Raw genomic sequence first — 23,886 nt, 5'->3', positions numbered from 1 at the left:
GTACACAAAAAAGTTCGAGGAAAACCTTGAGCAAGAGAATTACAATCGCTGTTCCAGAGTCACTCTTCGAACGACTCCAACCGATTAAAACTCAACTCAACATTTCTGCAATTTGCCAGGAGGCAATTGATATGGCCGTTACTTATGAAGAAATCAAGCAGCAATTCGCAGCCGATGAATGCTTAGTTGAACGTCTACGCACCGAAAAACAGGTTTTGCTGAAGAAGGTGCAGCAAGAAGGGTATGAGCTTGGAATTCGCTCCGCATCCAAGCTGTCCTACAAAGACTTTCAGCATTTTGTCCGCGTTCGTCCACTCGCGGCGTCCTTAGATGAAGACGTGCTGGACTATCTCTGGACGTATCTCGACACACGCGGATATCCAGAGGAAGCTCGCATTCATGATCCCGATTTTGCTCACCTGCTCGAAGTTAGCCCCGAAAGCCGCATTCTCTTCAGTCAAGGCTGGATTGACGGTGTGCTGTCCATTTGGGAAGTGATTCGAGATCAAGTCGATAGCGAATAATAGTCAAACAATAATGCTCAGTGGGTAGTGAACTGATAGTGAGCTAAACAATTGATTTGGTGTATGAGCGATCGCAAGTTGCGATCGCTCTTTCTTATTACCCTTTCTTACTAACGTTCTTATTTACCCTTTCTGATCGCTTTTTCTGATCTAATTTCCAAATCGCTACACCTTACCCTTCAGTTCCAGCAGCGCATCATAAAACAGCGGCGGATCGAATCCCAGCGCCAAGGCTTTGCGGCTATCCATCGTCGCGTCGTTGGGGCGGGGAGCCGATAAATTGACATCAGCGTGGGTGCAGGGGTGCAGCGTCGCGTCCGGCAAATCCAGCGCCTGCACCATTTGCAGCCCCATTTCATAGCGCGAAAGCCGTTCTCGGCTGCCCAGGTGTAAAATTCCGGTCACGGCTCGATTCAGCACCATCAGTAAGCCCTCTGCCGTCACCGTCGCACTAACGGGAGAGCGGAACTCATCAGTAAATAAATTCAACGGTCGGCCCTCGCGCAGCGTTTGCACAAAGGACTGTAGAAAGCAGTCGGCGGTAGGCGTTGCGGCTCCAAACAGGAGCGGCAGGCGGCAGATGGTAGCCCCCGGATAGCGTTCTAGAATCTTCCGCTCGGCCTCCGCTTTTTGCTGACCATAAACACTGATCGGACTAGGCGGATCGGTTTCTCGATAGGGCGCGTGATTGCCATCAAACACCAAATCGGTCGAGGTAAACAGCAACGGAATCTGCGCTTGGGTACACCATTCCGTCAGGATCAGCGTCGCGGTTACGTTGACCGCATAGGCCGCTTCTGGATGTTGCTGGCACTGGTTCACCTTCGACCAAGCGGCAGCATGAATCACGGCGTCCGGGCCAATGCGAGCCAGTGTTTGTTGCACCATATTGCGATCGCACAAATTGAGCTGCACCATCTCCACCTGCGGCCAGCGAACCGGCTGATGATGATACGTACCGACCACCTGCCAACCCCGCTCAGGTGAGATCGCGCATAAATGCCCACCCAAAAATCCGCTCGCCCCTGTCACCAATAGTTTCTTCATCCCATCCGATCCAGGTTATTTTTGTGAAAGTAGTCGCATATAGCCTGTAGTCTTCGTTATTGTATAGCGCCTGATTTCAGAACATATACAGCCTTCTTCCACCCTCCCTTTCCTCGTCCATGCACGATCCCAACTCGCAAAATCCACCGCCCGATTCGCTCAATCCTGAAACTGCCGATGCCGACGACTTTCGCTGGTCGGAAGATAGCCGCTGGCCCAATGGCGTCACACCGCTATCGTCGAGTCCTCCCCCTGCCGACCGATCAGACTCATACCCATGTCGATGATGAGGATCTCAACCCTGAAGCCCTTGCCGAACGGCAGCGACTAGCAGCGCTGCAAGCAAATGGAACTGTGCCCATGGATGCGTTAGAAGTCACTCGGTTAGTCATCAAGCGGTTTCCCAGTGTTCTCATCCTGTTTACGACGCTGTTCATGCTGTTGGGCTGGTCGCTCAATTTAAACGCGGTTACGCTGCTGGGGGCGCTGATCACCTTTGGACTATCGCTACGGCTGATCTGGCCCAATATTCAAGCACTAACGAAGGATTTATCTTCACAGCAAAAAGCTTTGATTGTAGGTTTGCCTGGACTTGCGATCGCACTTATCGGGCTGATGCAGGCTCTGGGTATCATCCGCTGGATGTTCCAGGTTGGGGATCAACTGCGCTGGGATGTGATCGGCGCACTGGGTGATTTCTTTGGCGCATTTGGTCAAATTCTGATTGCGGTTCTAGCGGTTTACGTAGCGTGGCGACAGTACATCATTGAGCGTGACCTGACCACGCAGCAAAACTTGATTACGCAACAGCAGACGATTGACTCCTACTTTCAAGGCGTTTCTGATCTGGTGTTAGACGATGAGGGGCTACTGGAAGACTGGCCGCAGGAACGTGCGATCGCAGAAGGACGCACCGCCGCCATCCTCAGTAGCATCAATGCCGAGGGCAAAGCCAAAGTGATTCGCTTTCTCTCCCAGTCGCGCCTTCTCACGCCGCTCCAACGCGATCGCCATTTGGGACGCCCCATTCTGGATGGCACAGGCGGTTATGCAGAAGACCGGGTGCATGGCGTGCGGGTGATTGATTTGGGCGTGATGCTGGCCAACTCTGACCTGTCCGGCACAGACCTCCGCTGGACGGATTTGAGCGATGTCAATCTCGTACGGTCTAATTTGAGCAACTGCGATTTGGTACGGATCAATTTTGCTCGCGCTATCCTCTACGAAGCCAAGCTCATTCAAGCTGATTTAATGGGGGCGCAACTCTTTTACGGCGATGTAGAAAGCGCAAGTCCGCGATCGCGAATCGACCCACCTAACTACCAAACGGGTGAAAACACAGGCGCAGTCGTCGAAGGTGCCGATTTCACCAACGTACACCGCATGACCGAAGACCAGCGCTACTACTGCTGCTGCTGGGGCGGCAGCAAAACCCGCAGTACCATCCCCGGCGGCTGCGGCGACATCCCCAACAAACTCGGACGTTAGTAGTCATCCCCCAAACATCCCGTAAGGGCGGGTTTAGCCGATCACGTTGCTGTTCTCGCCAGCCCATTAACAGCAAAACCCGCCCTTACAATGTCCCTATAAATTGGACAACACCCAATCCAAAATCGCAAATCCAAAATCTAAAATCAAACCGTGTCCCTATCCTGCCCCATCCCCATCCAGCAATACCCCACCATTCTTCTCGCCCACGGCGGCGGCGGTCGCCTGATGCATCAGCTAATTGACCAGATGTTTCTGTCAGTTTTTGGTCAGCCCGAATCCGGTCAACATGATGCCGCTGTGCTGAGCATGAGTTGCGATCGCATTGCTTTCACGACCGATTCCTATGTCGTCAGTCCCCTGATCTTTCCCGGCGGCGATATTGGCACTCTGGCAGTCAACGGCACGGTCAATGACCTGGCAATGGCCGGAGCCAAGCCACTCTATCTCAGCCTCGGCATGATTTTAGAAGAAGGCTTGCCGATGGAAACCCTCTGGCAGGTAGTGCAGTCGATTCACCGCGCCGCCGAGCAGGCCAATGTCCGCGTCGTCACGGGCGACACCAAGGTCGTCGATCGGGGTAAAGGGGACGGCATTTTTATTAATACCGCTGGCGTTGGCGTACTGGAGCATCCGGTCACTATTGCTCCTACTGCCGTGCAGCCGGGAGATGTGGTGCTGCTGAATGGCGATATCGGTCGCCACGGCATTGCAATTATGGCGCTGCGGGAAGGCTTGGCCTTTGAGTCTACAATTACCAGCGATACCGCTCCAGTGGCGCAAGCGGTCGGTCAGATGCTGGATGCCGGAATTGATATCCACTGCCTGCGCGATGCCACCCGTGGCGGGCTGGCCAGCACGCTGAACGAGATTGCGGCGGCGGCTAACGTTGCCATTACGCTGGATGAATCCGCCATTCCTGTTCAAGACGACGTGCAGGGAGCCTGCGAAATTTTGGGACTCGATCCGCTCTATATTGCCAACGAAGGCCGCTTTCTCACCTTTGTTCCAGAATCAGATGCGGAACGTGCGATCGCAATTCTCAACGCCGACCAGCAAGCCAAAGGCGAACCACCCAACGCCTGCGTTATCGGTCAAGTGACAACAGCCACCAGTCCCCTAGTCACACTCAAACATCGCATCGGCACCGAACGCATCCTCGATATGCTCAGTGGCGAACAGCTACCGCGCATTTGCTAGATATAGCGTATTTTGCGGAGAGGAAAACCTGGCGCTACTGCATATGGTGAACTCGGAGAGTCAGCCCGGATATCTGCACGTCCGAAATCGTCATTGTCTGCGCTGGGTTCATCAAATGCTGAATCGCCGCATCCGTCATCAAAATTTCATTATGCTCCGCCAGATCCTCCCCCAGCTTGGACGCTCGATTGACCGTGTTGCCGTATAGTTCTCGCCGTTCGATCAGCAAAACATCGCCGTAATCAATGCCAATGCTGACGCTGATGGCTTGGGTCTGGAGATAATTCCGTAAGTGTGTCGCAGCAGCGAGAGCGTGATCGGGCGTTGCAAACACCATATAAAGGTTGTCAGCATCGGCTTTCACTAAAATGCCCTGGTGCTCTTCAATAATCGGTCGGGTGCGCGATCGCATTTGCTCAATTTGAGCCAGCGCAGCAATAATCCCTTCATTCTGCGTTTGACTAGAAAATCCAGCCATATCAACCACCATCACCGCCAGCGTTTGGTTGAACAGCGTGCGGATTTGGGCATCAATCTCTGCCGCCCGTTCAGGTTGCAGGACGCGCTCTTGCAAAAGCTGGCGCAGAGTTTCCTCAGTGGCAGGCATAATCAGGCAATCAGAAGGTTCCATCCCTTGTACAGCATCTTGAGCATAAACTGGTAGCGTTGCTGCACCCATCAGCAAGCTAGAAGCAATCGCTCCAAGCAATAAGCTCTTCGGCATGACGATTTTCAGGACTCACATTCAGGACTCGATATTGTCTCCAGAGTGCCCAGCTTCCTACGCAGGGTTACTCTCCCCTTGACATATCGTTTAAATGTAGCTCGTAGTTTATACCAGTTCTATCAACAAGCGCTACAGATGAGGTCAATGCTGGGGACTGAGTGCTGAGTGACCGGAATACGCCTTACTCCTCACGCCTCACGCCTCACTTCTGACATGCTGAGAATCGGTTTATAGCTACAGTGCAAATAAACGGTCTTACTCCCCCAACCCCCATCTATCCCTATCAACCATCAACTATCAACTCCTTCCCCATTAACCATCATCCACCCATCCACTCATCTACCCAATCACGCTCCCATCCACCCATCCACCCAAATCCCCCCTAAACCAGACCCACTCCCCCCCAAATGATGATGTAATAAGGTGAACAGCCCACACAGAATCCTTTGTAATGACCGATTTTTGGACAGCCGTACTCAATTTTGCCCAATCGACCACTGAAACCGTAGGCCAACAGTTACTGCAAGACTTTAGTCACGCCAGCGCCGAAGAGAAAGCCGATGGCAGCCTTGTCACCCGTTCTGACCAATGGGCCGATGCGACAATCCGAGATGCGATCGCAACCACATTTCCCGATCACGGCATTCTCAGCGAAGAAGGCACGCACGTTTTCCCCGATCAGGACTGGTGCTGGGTTATTGATCCAATTGACGGCACAACCAACTTCACTCGCGGTGTACCGCTCTGGGGCATTTCGTTAGGACTGCTCTATCGCGGAACACCCGTATTTGGCTATGTGTCTCTGCCGCCGATTCGACAGGCGTTTCACGGCTACTGGCTCACAGGTTCAGGTTTAGAAGGGCCATCCGGCGCTTATCTCAACGGTCAGCCAATTCGCACTAGCACCGATGAACCGTCTAGCAATCATTTCTTTAGCCTCTGTGCCCGCAGCACGTTGGTTATGCGCGAACCAGATTTTCCCTGCAAAATTCGGATGCTGGGTGTCGCAACGTATAACCTGCTCACAGTGGCCGCAGGTATTGCCCTAGGCGGCATAGAGGCAACTCCAAAAATCTGGGATATTGCAGCCATCTGGGTGATCGTGCAGGCAGCGGGCGGTGTCTGGATACCTCTGGAATCGCAACCAATCTTTCCGCTGCGGATAGGTGAGAGCTACGGCAAACGCCCCTATCCAACCCTAGTAACAGCCCGCGCTGATTTAATTCCCGCATTTGAACCCCACGTAAAATTTTTAGGCCGCTGGAACTAAATTCAGCTCCTAAAATGCTCCCTCGCCCCCTTACCCCTTCGCTCCTATCACCCGACCAACAGCGCCGCCCGAATCCCGTTAAAGCACCGCCGATGATCTTCGTGATACTGTTGGGCAACGCGAGCGGCTGCGATGGGTAGATTGTGCAGGCAACAGACTTCAATTGTCATGTTGAAGTTATCTGCACCTTTGCTAAAGAAAATAGGATAGTAGAGCCGTAAGCCGTACCAACTGACGGGTTGACTCAAAATGACGTACTGCTCTTTGGCATTGAAGTCTTCGATATCATAATTGGATGCCTGAGCGAACTGCACAATACGCTTCAGGACATCACGCTCAGCCATGCGGGTTTCAAACAATAACGGCTTCGTCACTGAGCGAGCATCGTTTTTCAGCAGCTCAATACTCATGACTTTGGGACGAGTCACTATCCCCAATGTCACACACATAAGCGCTAATACCAGTGCGATCGCAAATCCCATAGGCTGGCTTTTAAGCCGATGTTTATAGCCAATATGATGCGCCCTTATTGTATAGCGTCCATTATTGCGGTGAATTCAAATCAAATATAGCGATAGTCATATCTAGGACATTTTTGTAGCAGCGGCTCCGCTGCCGCTACAAAAACGTCTGTGTTCTAATGGGTTTGGGCAGAATTTACGCGAGACGTAAATTCTGCCCAAACTGATCTTCAGATTGGGATTACAGGCTGGTTTGGAAGATGCCCTTCAGCAAATCCTGTACGTTTTCAGGTGATCCCTGCTGCACGGTTGATTCTCGTAAACTGGCAATTTCCTGAAGTTCTTGCTGATTCACATCGCCATAGGCAATCGGATAAACACGCACCCCGGCATGGGTGATGATACTTTGCACGTCGTTGAAGTTGAAGCCCTCATTTGCCTCGCCATCAGTCAACAGCAGCAGATAAAAGCGACCATTAGGATCGGTTGCTTGAGCTTCTAGCAGATCAGACATTGCTACCATCGTCGCGTCGTACATCGCCGTGCGGCCATCGGGCGTCAAGCTATCGATCGCAGCCAAGAAACGGCGATGCTGATCGTCATCAAATGGGGCAAGCGGCAGCTTCCGAAATGTGCGATCGCCAAATGTCACCATGCCAACGTAATTGCCCGGATTGATGTAGCTGCTGGCAATTTGTAGGCCGTCTTTTACCGCAGCAATCGGCTCACCCACCATCGAACCACTGGTATCCACGACCAGCATCATATAAACCGTGCGTCCGCCATCCTTACGCAGTTTCCAGTAGGACTGGGCCGCCTGTAGGACTTCGCCATTAGGTGTAGGTGGTAGATTTGTCGCTTGTAAATAATCGGTGGCCTCAAAACCCTGCTGCTGAGCCAACTGCTGCATTTCTGACGAGGTCGCAAAATCGCCAAACTGTTGCATCGCCTCTTGTTCTTCTGGTGTATTCCAGCTAAAGCCAACCAGCGGATTGTTGTGCGGAATGCCAAACGGTACAAAGTGAACCGACTCAAACCCAGGCAGTTGCGTGAGGAACTGGAAGTTTTGATACTCCAGCGGAAACGCTTCTAGAACTTGCTGATCGCGAATGAAAATTTCCTGCAAATCTAGGGTCGTAAGAGCAGTTAGAACCACCTGATCCTGAAAGGCCGAAAAGACAGAATTAACCTGGGGCGATTCTAGGTCAGCAACTGTCAGCGCTTGCCCATCTTCGTTATGGCCTGCGGCCCGCCAAAATAGCGTATACAGCAGATTAAGCGCGGTTGAACTGGAGTAGGGATTGGGATAGCCGATACTTAAATCGCCCGAAAGAATCTGGGTCAGAATGGCTTCAAAATCTACATTTCCAGCGGCGGCCAGCTCTTGATAGGCGGCATCCGCAACCACCCAGCCCGCTACGTTCGGCACCAGTCGCGCTGCAACGGTTTGAGTTTCAATCCCGCCATTTTGAACCGCAGAAATCCATAAATCATTGGAGGGTGAATAGCCTTCTGGCTGGACGTTTCCTTCGGTCAGCAACCGCGCCGCAACCCCAGAGGCAACCTGACGGACGCCAACTTGGATGCGTTTGCCGGAAGCAGTCGTGGCGTTTTGGTCGTTGAATGCCTGAGCCACTTCAACCAGCCAGCGCTCATTCTGCTTATCAACGTTTGCTTTTTCAGATGAGCTGTAAATTTCGATGTAAACCGTGTCTGGATCATTAGTCGGCTGCGCCCCATAGATTGGAAACTCTTCGATATTGGGTAAAGGCTCAACGATGCCGTCGGTAGCGTATCGGGCAGCCACCCCATCAGGGATATAAGCCTCTTCAATCGCAATCTTGGGCAGCAGGCTTTCCTGTAGGGCCTGAGCCGCACTTTCAGGCGAGTCTACGTTGGCAACATTACCACCACACGACCAGAGGAGGGTTAAACTAAACCCTGTGATACACCATAGCCAAAAGCGCGATCGCAGTTGTCCCAAAACACTCGGTAAGCGTCGAATCCAGAAGTTCATGAGCTATTCCGTCAATCGGTTCCAATAAGTCTCCAGTTTTTCTCTGAAAAGTTTGTAGTGTATTCTTTCCAGAGAATTGATCATGGATTTCATCAAACTTGAGCATTAAACGTAGATTACCCATATGCCTCAGTGAATAACGCGGCACAGATATTTCTTGATATTTAATTTCCGTCGATTTGCTGAGGGCACCACATGTTACATCGGGCACACTATAGATATACGAAAGGATTCTTTCAGTCCACACAAACTGCAGTTTACTTCACACCCACGAGGCTCTTATCCGCAAACCTCGTGGGTCAGGCTTTTTATTTAGTACGAAATGGGAGGGGTGCACACTGCGTACCCCTCCCATTTCACGCAATATGAAACGGTCTCAGCAAATAACTACGACACCAGTGCAGGGGATAAAAACTCTTGTACAACCTGCAAATAGCGATCGCGATCTTCCAGCATCGGAAAATGAGACGTATTGGGAATCACAACTTGCGTCACCTGATCACTTAGCTCGGCTGCATTCCGTCCCATCTCAGCCGGAATAATTTGGTCATACTGACCTGATACGAGCAGCGTCGGTACAGCTAGGCGGCGAAACTCTTTCGGCATGACCAACGCCGCATTTTCGCTGACAGCGGTGTAGATCGTTCCCATAGCCGCTTTATAGTCAGCCATCAGATAATCTTCCATAAAGGCCCGCTGCATCGCACCTGGAATTGATTGCTTCAAAAAGCGAGCCATAAAAATGCGAGGCATAAACGGGATTTTGGCCAACCAATTGGGCCGAAATCGCACAATGTAGCCGCTGAGCCGATGGAAAGCCTCAAAAGATTGTTTGTCGTACTCAAAAATGCCGTTGCAGGTCAAAATCGCTCGTCGAACCCGCTCTGAATAGCGATTCAAGAAATAAACGGCGATTGAGGCTCCAGTTGAGTGAGCATTGAGAAAAATGGGCTGTTCAATCTCCAGCGTATCGAGCAACACGGCTAGATCGTGGGCATAGCTTTCTAACTCCCAATTCAGGTTAGAAATTTGCTCCTCTTCCTTCGGCAGAGATGTGCGACCAAACCCCCGCAGGTCATACAGTAAGCAATCAAACTGATCAGCCTGCGCTTTAGCAACTTCTTCCCAGTAGCGAGCAGAACCTGCCCAGCCATGCATAAAAACCATGACGGGCTTTTTTGCCGATTCATCTGCCAAGATCCATTCGTAGTAATGGCTAACGCCATTCACCAACGCATAGGGCATAATTAACTCTAGCCAATGAAATTAGTCTAAATGACCGAGAATACTAAGCTGATTCCGGTTTAGGTAGCGAAGACGGATGAACCAGCAGTTCTGCCGTTGAGCGCTTCTCGACCATCTCGCGTGTGATCACACAGCGGGTGACATCTTTGCGAGAGGGCAGTTCATACATCACTTCCAGCATCAGTTCTTCGACAATACCCCGCAATGCCCGCGCTCCAGTCTTACGACGATAGGCTTCTTTTGCGATCGCACGTACCGCATCTTTCTCAAATTCCAACTGAACGTTATCCATATGTAGCAGCTTTTGATACTGCTTGACTAGCGCATTCCTCGGCTTAGTTAAGATCGCCGCTAGCGTATCCTCATCCAGTGGTTCGATTACCGCTGCTGCTGGAATTCGACCAATGAACTCAGGAATCATGCCGAACTTAACCAGGTCGCTCGGTTCTAGACATTGCAGAATGTCAGCCGCTCGCTTTTCGCGAGGCTGATTTTCACCAGGCTGGATAAAGCCAATCGACTTTTTACCAATTCGCTCTTCTACAACTTTCTCTAAACCAACAAAAGCGCCACCACAGATGAACAGGATGTTGCTGGTATCAATTTGAATGCAATCTTGATAGGGATGCTTACGTCCCCCTTGAGGCGGCACATTCGCGATCGTACCTTCTAGCATTTTCAGCAGCGCCTGCTGAACGCCTTCCCCAGACACATCCCGTGTAATCGACGGGTTCTCGCTCTTGCGAGCAATTTTGTCAATTTCATCAATGTAGATAATGCCGCGCTGAGCCTCTTCAACGTCCAAATCAGCTACTTGCAGCAGTCGCAAGAGGATATTTTCCACATCCTCACCCACATAGCCTGCCTCAGTCAGAGTTGTCGCATCGGCAACGGCAAACGGCACATCCAACATCTTGGCCAGGGTTTGAGCCAAAAGCGTCTTACCGCATCCCGTGGGTCCAATTAGTAAAATATTGGACTTTTGCAGCTCAATCGCATCTTCATCTCCCAGCTCAGATTCACCAGCTTGCTTAAAGCTAAGACGCTTATAGTGGTTGTAAACTGCCACTGACAAGATTTTCTTGGCTTCATCTTGGCCAATGACATGTTGATCAAGGTGCTGTTTGATTTCTCTTGGCTTAGGAATTTGATTCAAGGAAAGCTGAGCAGTCGGAACCCGGCGCTTTTCCGTCTGACCTTCTCGACGAGGCGTCGGTTGAGCAACCGACGCACTGGAATCAAACAGTTCCTCGTCTAGAATCTCGTTGCACAGATCAACGCATTCATCGCAAATGTAGACTCCCGGCCCTGCAATGAGTTTTCGAACTTGCTCCTGTGACTTGCCGCAAAATGAACATTTAAGATGGGAGTCGTACTTAGACATGATTTCCCCTTCTACTTCAACGCAGTGATGGCCTGTCCATTCGGCATATCTTGCCGAGTAATCACCTGGTCAATTAAACCGTAATTCTTGGCCTCTTCAGCAGACATAAAAAAGTCGCGCTCTGTATCTGTTTCAATTCTCTCAAGCGCTTGCCCAGTATGGTGAGCCAATAGCTCATTGAGTCGTCGCTTCAAATACAAAATTTCGCGAGCTTGAATTTCGATATCAATCGCCTGCCCTTGTGCTCCACCTAGCGGCTGGTGAATCATAATTCGAGAGCTGGGCAATGACAGACGCTTTCCGGCGGCTCCACCTGCCAACAAAAATGCGCCCATGCTGGCCGCAAGTCCGAAGCAAATCGTAACCACATCCGGTCGGATTTGCTGCATCGTGTCATAGATTGCAAATCCAGCCGTCACTGATCCGCCCGGTGAGTTGATATAAAGCTGAACGTCTTTTTCCGGATCTTCTGCATCTAAAAATAGTAGTTGAGCCACGATGGAATCAGCCACCGCATCATCAACGGGCGTTCCCAAGAAGATAATCCGCTCTCTCAGCAGCCGAGAGTAAATGTCAAATGCACGCTCTCCTCGACCCGACTGCTCCACAACCATTGGCACCACCCCTTGAGGAGCAATGGATGAGGCGTGAAGCGCCGCTGTACTGGTGAGGATAGGCTCAGACGATTGAGATGAAAGCATAAACTTCGAAAATGCCAAATTTCAGAACCTACACAGTTGATGCAGCTTTACAAATAACCTTCCTCCTCATCTAGGTCAACATAGGTAAAAAAACTTAACAGTATTAACCTCGATTTTGGAGGAACCTTACTCGCCATTATGCCTCAAGTCATTTAAACTCGCTGGATATTTGGCATCTCTGTAACCTTTGGTGAAGGTTTGACTCATCCTGGCTCTCAATGAACTATCTGGCTCTCAATGAACTATGGCAATATTTACTTCAGTGATGCCTATCGGCGACCGATTCAGCCGTAAACCAGTAGAGATAACCAGCCAACAGGTACGAGTACATTTTGTAAAAAGGGCGGGTAAGATACCAAATCCCTGAATTAACCTGAATTAAATCAATTTGGTAATCAGAACCCGCCCCTACTGAGTGTATTTACAACTTGAGCCGCTCTACGAAATGGTCTTGCGGCCTTATTTATTCTTCCTCCGCAACCACTTCGGCTTCTGCTTCTACTACTTCGTTTGATGCGTCTGCGCTCTCGGCTTCATCGGTTTCTTCTTCAGCACTGAGAGTACCCTCTGGTACGAGCTCAACCGTCCAGCTTTCTTCTAACCAGGCCAGGATCTTCTCTTTGAGCAAATCTTCTTGAACCACTTCATTTAAGCGATCCAGATCAATGTCCTTCCGCTGGCCAGCTGGAACTTCTTGGAGCATTTCCTCGGCCTTGGTCTTAATTTCGTCTTCCTCAACTTTGATGTCTTGCTGTTTGGCGACTTCACCTAAGGCTAGTGTGCGCTGCAAACGATTGATGGCTTCCGGACGGGACTGCTCTCTCAAACGAGGCAGCATTTCATCATTAAACAGTTGTTTAACATCAATGCCTTGCTGGCTCAACCGCACGGCTGTTTGAGACAGCATGTAGTTGACTTCCCGATCAATTAGCGTTTTGGGCAGGTCAACTTCGATGTGCTTGACGAGTTCATCGAGAACCGCCTTTTCCTTATTGCTGGCGGTTTTGCTCTCAGCCTCTTCTTTGTACTGTTTCTCCAGAGACTCTCTCAGCTCTTGCATAGTCTCGAACTCGCTCACTTCCTGAGCAAAATCATCGTCAAGTTCCGGCAGTTCCTTCTCTTTGAGTTCCTTGAGCATAATTGTGAAGACAACTGGCTTACCCGCCAGGTCTTCTTGAGCGTACTGCTCAGGGAATGTGACATTCACATCCTTTGTCTCGCCCGGCTTCATGCCGATGATGCCGTCGATGAAACCTTCGATGAAGCGACCTTCTTCGAGTTCAAGCTGAAAATCTTCTGCACTACCGCCAGGAAATTCCTCGGGTTCAGCGTCAGCATCTTCAGGAACAATCTTGCCGACAAAATCAACGACGGCTGAATCGCCTTTCTGGGCTGCCCGATCTTCAACGGGAACGAGAGTGGCAAAACGGTTTTGGTACTCGCTTAATACTTCGTCCACGCGGGAAGCATCATACTGCACTTCCTCAGCCTGTACTGACAACCCCTCGTAGTCCTTGAGTGTAACCTCAGGCGGTACATCAACAGAGGCTGAAAAAGTGAGCGGCTGACCGGGTTTGAACTGCTCCATCAACTCTTCAAATGAGGAGCGCAGTTGATAATTCCCAATCGCATCTACGTCTTCTTGTTTGATCGCCTGTTCAATACCGTTTTGGATCAGCTCTTCGATTACTGATGCACTGATGCGAGTGGAGCCAAAACGCTGGATTAAAATATGCCGAGGGACCTTTCCACGACGGAACCCAGGAATATTGGCCGATCGCATTAATTGCCCCAAAACCTTGTCGTAGGTTTTCTGAGACATTTCTGAAGGGATTTCGATCTCCAAGCCAACTCGGCTTTCGGGCAATCTCTCCTGGGTGACTTTCATATGGTTCCTTGTAAACAGTGTGTCTGATCAGCGATGATGCGGTAATTATGCGATCGCAGCAGAGCCTGAAGCCGAGCCACTTTTGATAAACCGCAGTTGACTATGATAACTGAAATTCATCCTTGTCGTGTAATTGCTCAACCTGGTTTTAAGAATTGGGGCCACTGATCTGAATCATTTACCCAATCTGTTTCATTCGTTGGGCAGAAGGTTGAGTATACTAGGCCAATAAAGCAGTATTCTTGAGAATAGCGAAAGAAACGTCCATATCGGTTGCTGCGGTTTCTGCTGTGTAGTGCGATCGCAGTAAGCCCAAGAAACCCTCAGCACTGAAGCTTGGCTACTGGATAATGAGTGGTTTCGCAGCTAAAATCATCCATCATTATAAAATTTATCAATGGGGCTCCAGAAATCGTCTCTAAAGAAAAATCTTTCCGTATTCCCACAAACCACTACACCACATCGATCAAACTGATAAGTGACTTTTATAGTTCAGCTATACATTTTTATTTTTTATAATTACCTGTTGTAGTTGCCTTTAACTACAGTGGCCACACCAACAAGTACAGGGCAAATCAAGACAGATCACGTTAATCAAAGATCAAATGAATCACATAGATGCCTTGATGTGGATGATTTAAACTCAGTACTTAAAATTCGAATTCTATGAAAAACTGACTACATCTAAAATCTAAAAATCAATTTTGGTCTACACCACTATTTAGTTTCAGAGATTCAAAGATCTATTGCATTGTGTTTGGGAGGAACAAACTTGCCTCAATATCGAGTCGCTATTTTGGGTGCCACAGGTGCAGTTGGCACAGAGTTGCTGAATTTACTAGATCAACGACATTTTCCACTCGCTAATCTCAAGCTTTTAGCGTCTGAGCGGTCTGCGGGTCGCCCTTTAACGTTTCGCGGTGAGACCATTGTCGTAGAAGCGCTAAACAATCGTGCCTTTGATGATGTGGACATTGTCTTGGCCTCAGCAGGCGGATCTATTTCGAAAGAATGGTTGCCTAAAGCGGTCGCTGCCGGAGCGGTTGCGATCGATAATTCCAGCGCCTTTCGCATGGATGAGTCAACTCCGCTAGTTGTGCCGGAAGTCAATCCTCAAGCCGCTGCCCAGCATCAGGGAATTATCGCCAATCCCAACTGCACAACGATTTTAATGACGGTAGCGCTCTGGCCACTGCACCAGATTCAGCCAATCCAGCGGATCGTGGCATCGACCTACCAATCGGCAAGCGGGGCTGGGGCGCTAGCGATGGAAGAGGTCAAGCAGCAAGCCCAGCAGATTCTGAATGGTGAAACGCCTCAAACGAAGGCCTTTCCCTATCCATTGGCGTTCAATCTGTTCCCACACAATTCGCCGCTGAATGAGCAGGGTTATTGTCAAGAAGAGATGAAAATGGTGAACGAGACGCGCAAGATTTTCGGTGTTTCTGATCTGCGTGTTACCGCTACCTGCGTACGGGTTCCCGTCCTACGGGCTCATTCAGAAGCAATTAATATAGAGTTTGGATCACCCTTTGATGTGCAAGCCGCAAAAGCGGCTTTAAGTGAAGCTCCCGGCGTCAAAGTGGTGGAAGACTGGCAAGCCAATTACTTCCCTATGCCTATGGAAGCCAGCGGCCAAGACGATGTTTTGGTTGGGCGCATCCGTCAGGATTTATCTAATCCAAATGCAATCGAACTCTGGCTTTGTGGGGATCAAATCCGCAAAGGCGCAGCCTTAAATGCAGTTCAAATTGCTGAATTATTAGTTGCTAAAAGCTGGCTAAAAGTTAATCAACCTGCACTCTCAGGATCATAGTTCCGTCATTAGCAACAGAAAAGCTTTGTAGAGTCAGGATTGATTAGTCCGATGTTATTAGTTCGACATTAGCGGGAGAGGAGTGAAGAGAGTGTGACTGATTTTGGTCGTGTGCTAACGGCGATGATTACCCCTTTCAATCAAGATGGAGAGGTTGATTATGCTGTGGCAGAAGAATTGGCAGATCATCTCGTCCAGCATGGTACAGATACGCTAGTTGTCTGTGGTACGACAGGAGAATCGCCAACTCTGACTTGGGAAGAGGAGTACGAACTGTTTCAGGTTGTGCAGGGTGCGATCGCAGGTCGAGGTAAGGTGATGGCCGGAACCGGATCAAACTCTACCCGAGAGGCGATTTCAGCCACTCAAAAAGCCGCTAAACTCGGTTTAGAAGGTTCATTACAGGTTGTTCCGTACTACAATAAGCCACCCCAGTCTGGTTTGTATGCGCATTTTAGTGCGATCGCACAGGCAAACCCGGATATCGCTATCATGTTGTATAACGTGCCGGGTCGTACCAGTCAGAACATTCTGCCCGAAACGGTTGCCCAGCTTGCTGAACTGCCAAACATTGTGGCGATCAAGGAAGCAAGTGGTAACCTGGAGCAGGCCAGTCAAATTCGGCGCGTGACTCCGCCCAGCTTCTCCCTCTATTCTGGGGATGACTCGCTAACGCTGCCGCTGCTTGCGGTTGGTGGTAAGGGTGTTGTCAGCGTTGCTAGCCATCTGGTTGGAGACGAGCTGCAACAAATGGTACAAGCCTTTGAAGCTGGGAATACTGAGACAGCAAGAGATATTCACTTAAAGCTCATGCCGCTATTCAAAGCGCTTTTCGTGACAACCAATCCAATTCCAGTTAAGGCAATGCTTCAACTTCAGGGATGGTCAGTTGGTTCACCGCGGTTGCCTTTGAACGCAGCGTCTGACGAGACTATCCAAACGTTACGTCAGGTGATGGATGAGCTGGGCCTATTCCACTCTCGAGCAGCCCAATCTGAAATAGTTGTCTCATAGAACTTTTGAACTTATAAAACCCTTGAATATGTTGTAAAACATAAGAGGCAACCATCGAAATCATCGAAGACAGTTTGAGTGACAGAAGACTTTTATTAGTAAAAGACAAACAGTACAAAGACGAAAGTAAAAGACAACGATAGAAATAAGTGCAAATTTAACTTTGCAATCGCGTCTTGATTCCTCAAAACAGCACCCTAAAAACAGCAGTAGAGGATGACGACGCACATTACAGGCTTCCTTTCACAACTGAATACTAAGCGGATAAAGGATATTTCCTATTCAGCCCCATGACCAAAACGGTGACAGCACAGATAGATGGTTATAGATGACTGAACTATCAGTACTTTGATTTGTTTTCGCATGAAACTTACACAAGAACCGTTGTGCGATCGCAGATATTGATAGCCAAAACCAACATCAAATTCTGAAGTTTGCTGTTTAGCCCATACGGAGCCGTAGATAACAGAACAGATTGGCTAATAAATCTCAATCGGCTTCAATTTAGGCTTACAAATCCTTTGGTCGCTGAATCCTTCAATTCATAAGCTTTACGACTTTTCTTTTTGTTCAAATTTGACGTGTTGGAGTATATATGAGTCAAACTCAAGACCTGAATGCCCTCAAAGTAATCCCTCTCGGTGGACTACACGAAATTGGTAAAAATACCTGCGTGTTCGAAATCAACGACGAGATCATGCTGCTCGATGCAGGTCTTGCCTTCCCAACAGAGGATATGCATGGGGTCAACATTGTTCTGCCAGATACGACCTATCTGCGCGAAAACCGCCACAAGATCAAAGGCATGATTGTGACCCACGGACACGAAGATCACATTGGCGGTATTGCTTTTCATTTGAAGCAGTTTGACATTCCCGTTATTTACGGCCCTCGACTAGCGATGGCGCTTCTAGAGGGTAAGTTAGAAGAAGCGGGCGTTGCAAATTTGACCGAGTTGCGGACGGTCATGCCCCGCGACATGGTGCGGATCGGTAATTCATTCTTCGTTGAATTTGTCCGCAACACCCACTCAATTGCCGACAGTTTTTCCGTCGCGATTCATACCCCGGTCGGGATTGTGATTCATACGGGCGACTTTAAGATTGACCACACTCCCGTAGATGGCGAGTTTTTCGACTTTCAGAGGCTGGCCGAATATGGCGAAAAAGGCGTTCTATGCCTAATCAGCGATTCAACAAATGCAGAAGTACCGGGATCTACCCCTTCAGAGCGTTCGGTATATCCCAACTTAGAGCGCATCTTTAGTCAGGCAAAGGGACGGCTGCTCGTCACGACCTTTGCTTCCTCGGTTCACCGAGTCAATATGATCCTGGATATTGCCGAAAAGCAAGGCCGTTCGGTCTTTGTCCTGGGACGCTCAATGCTGAACGTAATCGATCATGCGCGAAAGCTAGGCTACATCAAATGCAGCGATGAGCTATTCCAGCCCCTCAATTCCCTGCGTCAGTGCCCTGACGAGAAAGCGCTGATTTTGACTACAGGCTCACAGGGCGAACCATTGGCAGCATTAACCCGTATCGCCAACGGTTCCCATCGTCAGATCCAGATCAAACAGGGCGACACAGTTGTCTTTTCGGCCAATCCTATTCCAGGCAACACCATCGCCGTCGTCAACACGATTGACAAGCTGATGATGAAGGGTGCCAATGTTGTCTATGGCAAGAATTTGGGGATTCACGTTTCTGGTCATGGTGCCCAAGAAGACCAAAAGCTAATGCTGGCACTGACTCGTCCAAAGCTGTTTTTACCTGTACACGGTGAACATCGTATGCTGGTTAAACATGCACAGACGGCTCAAAGCATGGGGGTTCCAGCCGAAAACATGGTGATTGTAAACAATGGCGATGTGGTTGAAATCACCGAAGAAACGATTCGCATTGGTGGACAGGTTCCATCCGGTATTGAACTCGTCGATTCCTCACGCACGGGCATGGTGGCCGATGACGTTCTGCGGCAGCGGCAGCGGATTGCCGAAGATGGTATTGTAACCGTCGCAGCAACCGTCAATGCCAGTGGCAAGCTAGCCGCCAACCCCTCGATCCATGTACACGGGGTGGCGCTAACAATGGAGCGATCGCAGTTTGAGCAGGATTTAACTGAGTTAGTTGGGTCTGCTTTGTCTAACCGCTGGTCAGATTTTGCTCAAGACTTTAACGATGGCGAAGGGCTAGAAATCAACTGGGAAGGTTTACGTAACCAGATCGAAACGGAGCTTTATCGCTTTATCAAGCGAGAACTGCGTAGCCGTCCATCTGTTGTTTTACTGATGCAGACAGTAGAAGCAGCTGAAGCGACTGAAGCGGCTGAAACAAATGGCAAGGCCAAATCATCCACGGCTTCTACTCGGAAAAAGTCAACCCCTCGAGCTTCAGCACCGTCTCCAGCAGCACCCTCTACAGCAGAGCCGGAAGTGCAAAAGCGGACACGTCGCCGCTCAGCAGCCGTTGCCTCATAGAAGAAGTACGTGTGAGAGAGTCCCGCCTGCCGGACTTTCTCGCACATCCTAAAGACGAATTTTCTTCCAAAACCTATTGATACAAAGTCAGGTTAAAAACCCGATGATTTATCTTCTGCAAAAGCTTGGCCAGGCCAAGCTTTTGCAGAAGATAAATCATTTTTATACCTACATCGGACATCAGTAGATTAAGCAGAATCTGCAATTGAGTGAAATTTGTAAAACATCCGTGAAGGGGAGTGAACTGTGTTTCACTCCCCTTTTGGTTGGGCATCTTAGGTCTAGTGTTACAAGGCTTAACAAATTGTGGTTCAGCCAAAATTCAGTTTGTCGGACTGGGTGTAACCAGTTGACTGGTTTTCTATTGCAAATGTCATGAAATTGCCATCTTAAACCTAGCCTAATACCGCTCAAGCCTAAAACTCATGCAGTCTTTACCTAACGCGGGTCATTTTTCTCCTAATTTCAAACTGCAATGGCTAAGGTGTCGGATATGGCTTTCCTCAAGTCTGTAGATCGAAATATAGCGGTTAGCACTTAGATAGGATCTGGAATTTCTTGGATAACCTGTTCCTGGTACAAAAGATTTCGGCCTGCTTGCTAGAGCTATCAATCTATCTCACCCATAACTAGGACTAGCAAAATGAACGAATCCAATAGCATGGTGCAAAATCTCGCCCTTTCAAGCTGGGTCTGGATACGCTCTGGTAATCACCGTGCAAATCCTGAAACTGGTCATCAGGTTAATCAAAGAATGCATCAAACTGATTTACTGTCTCCTATCCGCCGCTGGCTTGATCAGGTGCAAGTCAAAAATCCTCAGCTTGCTCATCGAATTTGTCAGCTTGTCCCGGCTCAATGTCCGTTTGAGCGAGATATCGTTCTATTTGGACGCCAGCTTGCGCATATTCCTCCCCTCTGCAAGCTCAATCCACTGTATGAAGAAGTGGTTGGTCTGCGCTTTCGGGCCCTCTGCTATCTGGCCGATGAGTGTGGCGAGGATATTACGCAGTACTGCTAAACGTCAACAGAACCAAGCTGAGAGCAAAATACCGTTGCCCATTAATATCGCTACCGATACAAATGCAAGGGGGCAAACAGGGACAAGGGAGCAGGAGAGCAACGGAGCTTTTTGGGACTACTGTTCAAACGCTCAACACTCAGTTAACCCAATTAATAGATTGAATCGCGAATTGATGCTGTAGGATTCCTCGCAGGACCATCTCTCAACTCATCAAAATCGCCGTCGAAATTGCTAGTAGCGTTGTCTTCAGCGTGATTACCGCTCATCGATTGACCCAGTTCTTGACGTAGACGCTCCAGAATCGAATCAGCATCAACCTGCCGCAGAATGTCTTGAATCACCGTATTCGCGCCTTGTGGCCCCCAGGTACAGCCTTGCTCCAGATAGGCTTGAGCCGCGCGCCCCACCGCATACGTTCCATAGCCGGATGCTCCAGCCTGCAGCGCCATCGTGCCCGCTACCGTAAATAAGCTGGCCGGATTTTCAAACGCACTAAAGATCGACGCCGTTTTCGACGCGCCCATTAAAATGCCACTGCCTACTTCACTCGCGAGCTGACCGCCAGAGCTTTTCAAGATAGTCCGCCACAGCTTACCCGCTTCGTAACCCGTCATCGGCAAACCATAAAGCCGAGACAGCGCCCGAATCAGCAACAAATCTGCGATCGCACCTCCAGCGAGGTCAAATAATGCGATGGGATTCACTGCGATCGCAATCGCTTTGTACCTGGCGTATTTCCAGATTAGGGCTTCCGCTTCGGTTTGCCGCAGGTCGGTGATGCGCTGAGCAATCCGAACTTCCAGCAGGCTGGACTGTCGCAGTGCATTCAAGGCCAGTAGCGATCGGCCTTCTGTTTGAATAATTTGGGTGAGCTTCTGCCGCAGCTCATCAATTTGCGGCGGTGGCGTTTCCCACTCCTGCGTAACTCGGCCATCGGGCCACTCCACTCGGACTTCCATGCCCACCGGATCGGCGGCGACCATGACAATATCGTCTGGGGTGGAAATGGGGGCGGAATTTTCTTCTTCCAGAAGCTGTTGACCTAACGTTTTCAGCTTTTGGAAAATCGTTTGTCGATCCTGATCGGGGTACAGATCGGTTTTATTGAACACTAGCAAGATCGGCTTGTGCTCTCGCCACAGCTGCTGTAGCGCTCGATATTCCGTGCGGGTAATGTCGCCAGCGACTACAAATAGAATCAGATCCGATTGTCGCGCAATCGACTCGGCCATCTGCCCCCGCTCTTCGCCTTCGATTTCGTCTAAGCCAGGGGTGTCAATCAGTTCCACTTGAAACGCTGCGTTGGGCTGTCCCGCATCCGGTGACCAGTAGACCGAGCGAGGCCATTGCGTAATACCGTGGGTTGGCCCCGTTTGGAACACGTCCTGGCCCATCAGCGCATTTAGCACTGCCGATTTGCCGCGACTGACCAAGCCAAACACCGCAATCCGCAGCAGAGTTTGATTGAGCTTGCTCGACAGCCCTGAAAGCTGATCCAGATCGGCTTTGATTGCCGCCAGATTGCGGCTGTCGAACGTTTGTCGCTCAATTTCTTGCAAAATTGCAGCATTGCGAGCAACAGCTTGCCGAATACTCGCCTGCGCCCGCTGCAAATGGGCTTCTTGCAGCGGGCGCTTGAGCGAATTCATCGATTGTAGAGGCTGGCTATCCTTGGGCATTAGGATGCAAGATTAGCGGTCGATAGATTAGACGGGTCTTCACTGGCGGCATCGGCTGCCGTGAGGCGCTGAATACCTTTCTGGACAAGGGCTTGTACCCAAGCACCCTGCTGCATCTGCTGGAATGTAGCCTGAAGTTTCTGCGTAATTTGCTCAACCGACGGGATCGAGGCTTCAGATTGAGCCGCTGCATTCAGACTCTGCTCTTCAAAGAACTCAATTAGACTCAGTCCAGCCAACCGAGTCAAATAAGCGGCACTCAAGCCCTGAATCATGCCGCCAGCCACATAGGTGAGGGCGTGACCTTTGAGTACTAGGCCCATCAGCATGTTGGTAGAGAGTTCTACTAAGCCCAGCTTGACGGTTTGAGTCGCTAGCGTAGTTGCGATCGCTTTTGCCTGAGCGAGGGAGAAGCGCTGGCCGTAAATCTGGCCCACTTCCACGATCATCTGCGTACTAACAGCGGCAGTCGCGAGCAAATCCAAGCTGGGTAAGGGATTCGCAAAGGCAGCGCCAGCAGACACCCACTGATACTGTTCCAAAATCGGCATGGCGCGATCGCGGCGGAGCGCATTGATCTGCTGCTGCGCGACGCGCTGTAGTGCCTGGGCTTGCCGCCAAACTGTGCCGTAGACGAGGGACTGCTGATCCTGCTTCACAATCTGCTGAAGTTGCGCAATCAGTGACTGCATGACGGGTTCTGGCTGCTCTAGCGATTCCTCGATCTGGCCATCGTCCTGATGACGCTTCACCTTAATCGGGCGCGGATCGGCGGCAATACCAATGATGTCGCTGTGGGCAATCAAGTCTTGCAGACGGGCTTGAATTTGTTGGAGGACGCGGGTGCGATCGCTCGGCGTGTACTGATCTTGCTTATTGAACGCTAGTACGACGCGATGGCGCAGAGACAGCAACTGGCGGATGCGCTGGAAGTCGGAATCCGTTAGATCGCTATCGACCACGACGACCGTTAAGTCGCTCGCTTGCAGTAGCGGCTCAGTCGCAAGCTGCTGGAGGTCTGCCAAATTGGTGTAAACGCCACTATCTAGTTCCAGCCAAGTCCCTGAGGCAGCTGAATCCGATGAATTAAATAGATCCGTGCAGTGCTGAATCAGACTGGTTTTGCCTGTGAGCGTGTTACCAGCGACTGTGATCTGGAGGGACGTGCGATCGCAACTTTCTTTCAAAGCTTCTAACTGCTGCCGCAGAGCCTGTACCTGCGGAAAATCCGGCTGCGGTGATGGCTCGGATTCAGTATGGGATTCTGCCGTATCTTCCGCTAGCTTCACAGTTCCAGCCAGTTCAGCCTGAAGCGCAGCAATCCGACTTTCGGCCTGCTGAAACGCCTGCTGGAGATCTTCGGGCGTCACCGGACGAGTAGGAATCTTTAACTCAACAGACGACTGGGGACGCAATTTACGCAGCCACCAAACCCCAGAGCCAACTGCGATCGCACCTAGAACCAAACTGCCATCAATCTCGCCGAGTGAGTGCTGTAAGCCGTTCAGCGCTAACAGCCCAAAGGACAGGCCAAGGCCGCCAACTAAAATCGGTCGCTCTAGCTTCATTCCCCTTAATCCCTATTTCAATCGCCTGTGAATCGCCATCTATCGCCAATGCACTGCCATCAATAGATTAACGGCTTCTAGCTCAAAGTAATGCCTCAAACCTATTGATATGGCTTAGCTATAACCATATTCTATCGGTTTTGCCTGAACGATATCCTAATCGACTGCCACTTAAACGTTAGCTCTCATAAAACGTATCACTTCGAGCTTCCCATTCTGCAAGCGCTCAAAAAGATGCGATTGCTGATTTTAAATATGAATTGTGATGTGAGGGCAGTGCCCCCACATCACAATTCATAGCCAGATTAAACAACGCCAAAAAGAGAGGGCATCGCAAAGACTGTTTGCGATGCCCTC

At 50.1% G+C, this 23,886-nt stretch carries 18 protein-coding genes; 8 read left to right on the top strand and 10 right to left on the bottom strand.

The window, feature by feature from the left end:
* Positions 1-131: 131 nt before the first annotated feature.
* Positions 132-524 carry a hypothetical protein gene (locus AC286M_RS08490; protein WP_488203959.1) on the top strand — a complete coding sequence of 131 codons (393 nt, stop codon included), beginning with the start codon at positions 132-134 and terminating at the stop codon, positions 522-524.
* 165 nt (positions 525-689) lie between these two features.
* On the opposite strand, the gene AC286M_RS08485 is transcribed toward AC286M_RS08490, so the two are convergent.
* Positions 690-1,571: an SDR family oxidoreductase gene (locus AC286M_RS08485; protein ID WP_488203958.1), complete on the bottom strand. Its 882-nt coding sequence runs from the start codon at positions 1,569-1,571 to the stop codon at positions 690-692.
* A gap of 177 nt (positions 1,572-1,748) precedes the next feature.
* Between AC286M_RS08485 and AC286M_RS08480 the strand changes: the two genes are divergently transcribed.
* Together AC286M_RS08480 and hypE are read left to right on the top strand one after the other, a co-directional pair.
* Complete coding sequence (locus AC286M_RS08480; protein WP_488203957.1) at positions 1,749-3,059, top strand: pentapeptide repeat-containing protein; 1,311 nt, start codon at positions 1,749-1,751, stop codon at positions 3,057-3,059.
* Positions 3,060-3,212: 153 nt separating this feature from the next.
* Positions 3,213-4,259 (top strand): hydrogenase expression/formation protein HypE, encoded by a 1,047-nt coding sequence (gene hypE, locus AC286M_RS08475; protein ID WP_488203956.1) that lies wholly within the window; start codon positions 3,213-3,215, stop codon positions 4,257-4,259.
* A 34-nt stretch (positions 4,260-4,293) separates the two neighbouring features.
* On the opposite strand, the gene AC286M_RS08470 is transcribed toward hypE, so the two are convergent.
* A complete protein-coding gene (locus AC286M_RS08470; RefSeq protein WP_488203955.1) occupies positions 4,294-4,983 on the bottom strand; it encodes an adenylate/guanylate cyclase domain-containing protein in 690 nt (229 codons plus the stop codon).
* Between the two features lie 454 nt (positions 4,984-5,437).
* Between AC286M_RS08470 and AC286M_RS08465 the strand changes: the two genes are divergently transcribed.
* Positions 5,438-6,256: an inositol monophosphatase family protein gene (locus AC286M_RS08465; RefSeq protein ID WP_488203954.1), complete on the top strand. Its 819-nt coding sequence runs from the start codon at positions 5,438-5,440 to the stop codon at positions 6,254-6,256.
* A gap of 47 nt (positions 6,257-6,303) precedes the next feature.
* Here the strand turns inward: AC286M_RS08465 and AC286M_RS08460 are convergent, their stop codons facing one another.
* From AC286M_RS08460 to tig, 6 genes are all read right to left on the bottom strand, one after another.
* Positions 6,304-6,738: a hypothetical protein gene (locus AC286M_RS08460; RefSeq protein WP_488203953.1), complete on the bottom strand. Its 435-nt coding sequence runs from the start codon at positions 6,736-6,738 to the stop codon at positions 6,304-6,306.
* A gap of 220 nt (positions 6,739-6,958) precedes the next feature.
* Positions 6,959-8,734: a VWA domain-containing protein gene (locus AC286M_RS08455; protein WP_488203952.1), complete on the bottom strand. Its 1,776-nt coding sequence runs from the start codon at positions 8,732-8,734 to the stop codon at positions 6,959-6,961.
* 387 nt (positions 8,735-9,121) lie between these two features.
* A complete protein-coding gene (locus AC286M_RS08450) occupies positions 9,122-9,979 on the bottom strand; it encodes an alpha/beta fold hydrolase (protein ID WP_488203951.1) in 858 nt (285 codons plus the stop codon).
* A gap of 43 nt (positions 9,980-10,022) precedes the next feature.
* A complete protein-coding gene (clpX, locus tag AC286M_RS08445) occupies positions 10,023-11,363 on the bottom strand; it encodes an ATP-dependent protease ATP-binding subunit ClpX (RefSeq protein WP_488203950.1) in 1,341 nt (446 codons plus the stop codon).
* Positions 11,364-11,374: 11 nt separating this feature from the next.
* The gene (clpP, locus tag AC286M_RS08440; protein ID WP_510178000.1) at positions 11,375-11,986 is read right to left on the bottom strand and encodes an ATP-dependent Clp endopeptidase proteolytic subunit ClpP; all 612 of its coding nucleotides are present in this window, start codon (positions 11,984-11,986) and stop codon (positions 11,375-11,377) included.
* Positions 11,987-12,527: 541 nt separating this feature from the next.
* The gene (gene tig / locus AC286M_RS08435) at positions 12,528-13,952 is read right to left on the bottom strand and encodes a trigger factor (RefSeq protein WP_488203948.1); all 1,425 of its coding nucleotides are present in this window, start codon (positions 13,950-13,952) and stop codon (positions 12,528-12,530) included.
* Positions 13,953-14,724: 772 nt separating this feature from the next.
* On the opposite strand from tig, the gene AC286M_RS08430 reads away from it, so the two are divergent.
* From AC286M_RS08430 to AC286M_RS08415, 4 genes are all read left to right on the top strand, one after another.
* Positions 14,725-15,768: an aspartate-semialdehyde dehydrogenase gene (locus tag AC286M_RS08430; RefSeq protein ID WP_488203947.1), complete on the top strand. Its 1,044-nt coding sequence runs from the start codon at positions 14,725-14,727 to the stop codon at positions 15,766-15,768.
* 93 nt (positions 15,769-15,861) lie between these two features.
* The gene (gene dapA, locus AC286M_RS08425) at positions 15,862-16,782 is read left to right on the top strand and encodes a 4-hydroxy-tetrahydrodipicolinate synthase (protein ID WP_488203946.1); all 921 of its coding nucleotides are present in this window, start codon (positions 15,862-15,864) and stop codon (positions 16,780-16,782) included.
* 595 nt (positions 16,783-17,377) lie between these two features.
* Positions 17,378-19,258: a ribonuclease J gene (locus tag AC286M_RS08420; RefSeq protein WP_488203945.1), complete on the top strand. Its 1,881-nt coding sequence runs from the start codon at positions 17,378-17,380 to the stop codon at positions 19,256-19,258.
* A gap of 643 nt (positions 19,259-19,901) precedes the next feature.
* Complete coding sequence (locus tag AC286M_RS08415) at positions 19,902-20,279, top strand: Mo-dependent nitrogenase C-terminal domain-containing protein (protein WP_488203944.1); 378 nt, start codon at positions 19,902-19,904, stop codon at positions 20,277-20,279.
* Positions 20,280-20,431: 152 nt separating this feature from the next.
* Here AC286M_RS08415 and AC286M_RS08410 read toward each other — a convergent pair whose 3' ends face one another.
* Positions 20,432-21,961 carry a GTP-binding protein gene (locus AC286M_RS08410; protein WP_488203943.1) on the bottom strand — a complete coding sequence of 510 codons (1,530 nt, stop codon included), beginning with the start codon at positions 21,959-21,961 and terminating at the stop codon, positions 20,432-20,434.
* Positions 21,961-23,529, bottom strand: coding sequence for a slr1306 family protein (locus tag AC286M_RS08405; protein ID WP_488203942.1), 1,569 nt, complete (start codon positions 23,527-23,529; stop codon positions 21,961-21,963). The genes AC286M_RS08410 and AC286M_RS08405 overlap by 1 nt, the downstream gene beginning before the upstream one ends.
* Between the last annotated feature and the right edge of the window lie 357 nt (positions 23,530-23,886).

The organism is Thainema salinarum CENA647, from assembly GCF_057732415.1.
Note: the sequence above shows the minus strand (reverse complement) of the source record. Positions and strands in the feature narration are given on the sequence as shown.